The organism is Ferruginibacter sp., from assembly GCF_031430955.1.
Lineage (GTDB): Bacteria > Bacteroidota > Bacteroidia > Chitinophagales > Chitinophagaceae > Ferruginibacter.
In genome coordinates this window covers 1-4,080 of record NZ_JANPCM010000735.1, presented here as the reverse complement: position 1 = coordinate 4,080, position 4,080 = coordinate 1, and the positions used below count along the sequence as shown (strand labels likewise).

General features: G+C 35.8%; 5 protein-coding genes. All 5 read right to left on the bottom strand.

The genetic code is table 11. From position 1 onward, the window contains the following. The coding region (hisF, locus tag ACY65O_RS21095) for an imidazole glycerol phosphate synthase subunit HisF (RefSeq protein ID WP_462222834.1) at positions 1-427 on the bottom strand (427 nt) is incomplete at its 3' end. A gap of 13 nt (positions 428-440) precedes the next feature. Continuing rightward, positions 441-1,157: a 1-(5-phosphoribosyl)-5-[(5-phosphoribosylamino)methylideneamino]imidazole-4-carboxamide isomerase gene (gene hisA / locus ACY65O_RS21090; RefSeq protein WP_462222833.1), complete on the bottom strand. Its 717-nt coding sequence runs from the start codon at positions 1,155-1,157 to the stop codon at positions 441-443. Next, the gene (hisH, locus tag ACY65O_RS21085) at positions 1,154-1,867 is read right to left on the bottom strand and encodes an imidazole glycerol phosphate synthase subunit HisH (RefSeq protein WP_462222832.1); all 714 of its coding nucleotides are present in this window, start codon (positions 1,865-1,867) and stop codon (positions 1,154-1,156) included. The genes hisA and hisH overlap by 4 nt, the downstream gene beginning before the upstream one ends. A 68-nt stretch (positions 1,868-1,935) precedes the next feature. After that, positions 1,936-3,069, bottom strand: a complete 1,134-nt coding sequence (gene hisB / locus ACY65O_RS21080) for a bifunctional histidinol-phosphatase/imidazoleglycerol-phosphate dehydratase HisB (protein WP_462222835.1) — start codon at positions 3,067-3,069, stop codon at positions 1,936-1,938. Positions 3,070-3,074: 5 nt separating this feature from the next. Further along, positions 3,075-4,080 (bottom strand): histidinol-phosphate transaminase (hisC, locus tag ACY65O_RS21075; RefSeq protein WP_462222831.1); only part of this gene is annotated, 1,006 nt, incomplete at its 5' end.

Genomic DNA, 4,080 nt, shown 5'->3' with positions numbered 1-4,080 from the left:
GGTAAACATACCATTCCCCATCTGCTTCCTGCCGGGTATCGATAGCCAACACAACACACTGGCTGCCAAAGTCTTTTTCCAGTTCCTGTAATAAGGCCGGCCTTTTAAATGCTGCAGTATTAACAGAGATTTTATCTGCACCATTTTGTAATAAAACCCGAACATCTTCAACACTACTGATACCACCACCTACAGTAAAAGGAATATTTATTTCGTGGCTGATTCTGTTAACCAGTTCACTCAGTGTTCTGCGTTTTTCTACAGTTGCCGTAATGTCTAAAAAAACTAATTCATCTGCTCCCTGTTCGCTGTAAATTATGGCCAGCTCTACCGGGTCGCCTGCATCACGAATACTTTCAAAATTTATTCCTTTAACGGTTCTGCCATCTTTTATGTCGAGGCAGGGGATGATACGACGAGTGAGCATAATGGATAATTGATTAATGGATAAGGGATAATTCATTTAGGGTCACCAGTCCTTCGTAAATGGCTTTACCAATTATTGCGCCGCTGCATCCAATTGCTTTTAATTGTTTTACATCTTCAATATTACTTACACCGCCACTTGCAATTAAATTTATTTCAGGATGCTGCAACATAATTTTTTTATACAATTCAATCGAAGGGCCTTGCATCACCCCATCTTTTGAAATATCTGTACAAAAAATATTATTAGCACCCAGCGCTATCATCTTACCAATAAAATTAAAAATATTTATGCCGCCATCTTCTAACCAACCGCTTATTTTAATTTTCTCTTCCAGCACATCGGCACCAATTAAAAATTTCTCCTCGCCAAATTCCATCAACCATTCTTCCAACACTTCAGGATGTTTTACTGCAAGACTGCCAATGGTAACCATGGCTGCACCGGCATTAAAAATATTTCCAACATCAGTTATGTTTTTTACTCCTCCGCCAAAATCAATTATTAAATCCGTTGCAGCAGCAATATCTTCCAGCACTTTTAAATTAATAATTTTTCCAGCTTTAGCGCCATCTAAATCTACAATATGCAATCTTTTAATTCCAGCATCTGCAAATTGCTTTGCTACCTCAACAGGATTTTTGTTGTAAATTTTTTGCTGTGCATAATCGCCTTTTGTAAGGCGTACACATTTGCCTTCTATGATGTCTATGGCTGGGATAATGATCATGGCAGTTGTATAAAGTTTTGTAAAATTATTTCCCCTACTTTTCCTGATTTTTCAGGATGAAATTGCACCGCATAAAAATTATTTTTTTGCAATGCGGCACTGTAAGGTAAAGTATAATCTGTTTTTGCAGTGGTTTCATTATTTATTGCTGCATAATAACTGTGTACTGTATAAACAAATTCATTTTCTTTAATTCCATCAAACAAAACAGATTTATAATCGTAAATATTATTCCACCCAATTTGAGGAATTTTAAGTCCCCTCCCATGAACTACGTTCCTTCCCTTAGCAGGGAACCCCGAAAGGGGAGGAGAAAATACAGATTCGAATAATTTTACTTCCGTATCAAATATGCCCATACATTTTGTATCGCCTTCTTCGGAATGATTACATAATAATTGCAGTCCCAAACAAATTCCTAAAACGGGTTGTTGCAAAGAAATAATTACTTTATCCAATCCTCTTTCTTTTAAATATTGCATAGCCGCATTTGCATGCCCCACACCTGGAAAAATAACTTTTGATGCATTTCGAATGATTGTTTCATCATCAGTTACTACAGATTCAACTCCTAACCTTTGCAAAGCATATTGCACACTTTGTACATTGCCGGCATTGTATTTTATGATGGCGATGCTCCTGTCTCCGCCAGCTGGCGGAGAACTAAGATTGTTACTTTCAATGTTATCTGATTTTTCTTTTATGCTCATTGGTTAATAAAAAATATACAAATTTTTAAAATCTTCAAAGTCCCCTAGGAAATTTAGGGGCTCTGCTTTTACAACATCCCCTTTGTACTCGGCAACGCATTATTATTCACATCTCTCTTCGCTGCCATCTTTACTGCTTTTGCAAATGCTTTAAAAATAGATTCTATTTTATGATGCTCATTCTCTCCCTCAGCTTTAATATTCAAATTACTTTTTGATGCATCGCTGAAAGATTTAAAAAAATGAAAAAACATTTCTGTGGGCATCTCTCCTATTTTTTCTCTTTTAAATTCAGCATCCCAAACAATCCAGTTTCTTCCGCCAAAATCTATGGCTACTTGTGCCAAACAATCATCCATCGGCAATAAAAAACCATACCGTTCAATGCCTCTTTTATCTCCCAATGCTTTTGCTATCGCTTCTCCCAATGCAATGCCGGTATCTTCAATACTGTGGTGTTCATCAATATGCAAATCACCTTTGCATTCAATAGTTAAATCAATATTGCCATGCCTTGCAATCTGCTCCAGCATGTGGTTAAAAAAAGGGATACCTGTTTCAATTTGCGATTGCCCTGTACCATCTAAATTTACTTCAACCCTAATTTTTGTTTCGTTGGTATTTCGTTGATGAATAATTTTTCGTGGTGGCAATTTTAGATAATTATAAATGTCTGCCCAATGCGGCGTTTCCAAAACAATCACTTCCTTTTTCAATTCATTGATAGTATCTTTTATTTCAGATGCTCCAAGACTTGAATCAATATTTAACCAAAAACCTTTGCAGCCTAAGTTTTTTGCAAGTTGCATATCAGTAATTCTGTCGCCAATTACAAAAGAATTTGCAATATCGAAGGCAGGGTTATTCAAATATTTGGTTAACATGCCGGTAGCAGGTTTCCTTGTCGGCGAATTATCTTTTGCAAATGTTTTATCTATAAACACTTCAGTGAAATGAATGGCCTCATTTTCTAAACTCGTCATTACCAAATTATGCACGGGCCAAAATGTATCTTCCGGAAAAATTGTTGTACCCAAGCCATCCTGATTGGTAACCATTACCAATTCGTAATCAAGCTCAGCAGCAATCTTTCTCATGTATAAAAACATGTCAGGATAAAACTCCAGCTTACTAAAAGAATCCAATTGGTAAGTTGGCGGCGCTTCTTTTATTAATGTGCCGTCTCTGTCAATAAATAACATTTTTTTCACCCTATATAATTTTTTAAAGTTGATATTAAATTTTTATTTTCTTGCGGTGTGCCAATTGTGATACGTAAGCAATTATTGCAAAGTACTTCGTTAGTTCTGTTACGAACCACTATTTCGTTTGCTGCAAGATAATTATACAATGCATCAGCATCATCTACTTTTACTAAAATAAAATTGGCATCTGTAGGATAAACTTTTTTTACGAAGTGTAATCTTACTAATGCTGCTGCCAATTCTTCCTTTTGATGTACTACTTCTTTTATCCATTTATTCACCATTACAGTTTCCTGTAAAGCGTCCATTGCAATTTGCTGTGATGCTTCATTAATATTATACGGAGGTTTTACTTTGTTAAAAAAATCAATGATATCCATTGATGCAAAACAAAGCCCTAACCGCAATGCCGCTAAACCCCATGCTTTCGACAAAGTTTGCATTACAATTAAGTTAGGATATTCTGTAAGCTCCTGTATAAATGTTTTTTGTTTGCTGAAATTAATGTAAGCTTCGTCAATAATTACGATGCCCGGAAAATTATTCAATACTATTTCCACATCAGTCCGGTTCATATTATTACCCGTAGGATTATTGGGCGAACAGATAAATAATAATTTGGTATTACTGTCTGTTGCATTCAAAATACCTTCCACATCCAGTTCAAAATTATTGGTAAGATTTACTTTTCTAATTTCAACATCGTTAATATTGCCGCTCACCTGGTACATGCCGTAAGTAGGCGGACAAATAATTACATTATCTTTTTTCGGTTCACAAAAAATACGATAAGCCAAGTCAATTACTTCATCGCTGCCATTACCAATAAAAATATTTTCTGCCGGCACACCTTTTATTTTTGCCAACTGAAATTTTAATTGCCATTGCAAAGGATCGGGATAACGATTATAATTTTCTGCTACCGGTGAGCCGTAGGCATTTTCATTTGCATCCAAAAATACTGAGGCCTTACCTGTAAATTCATGACGGGCCGAAGAATAAGGTTTT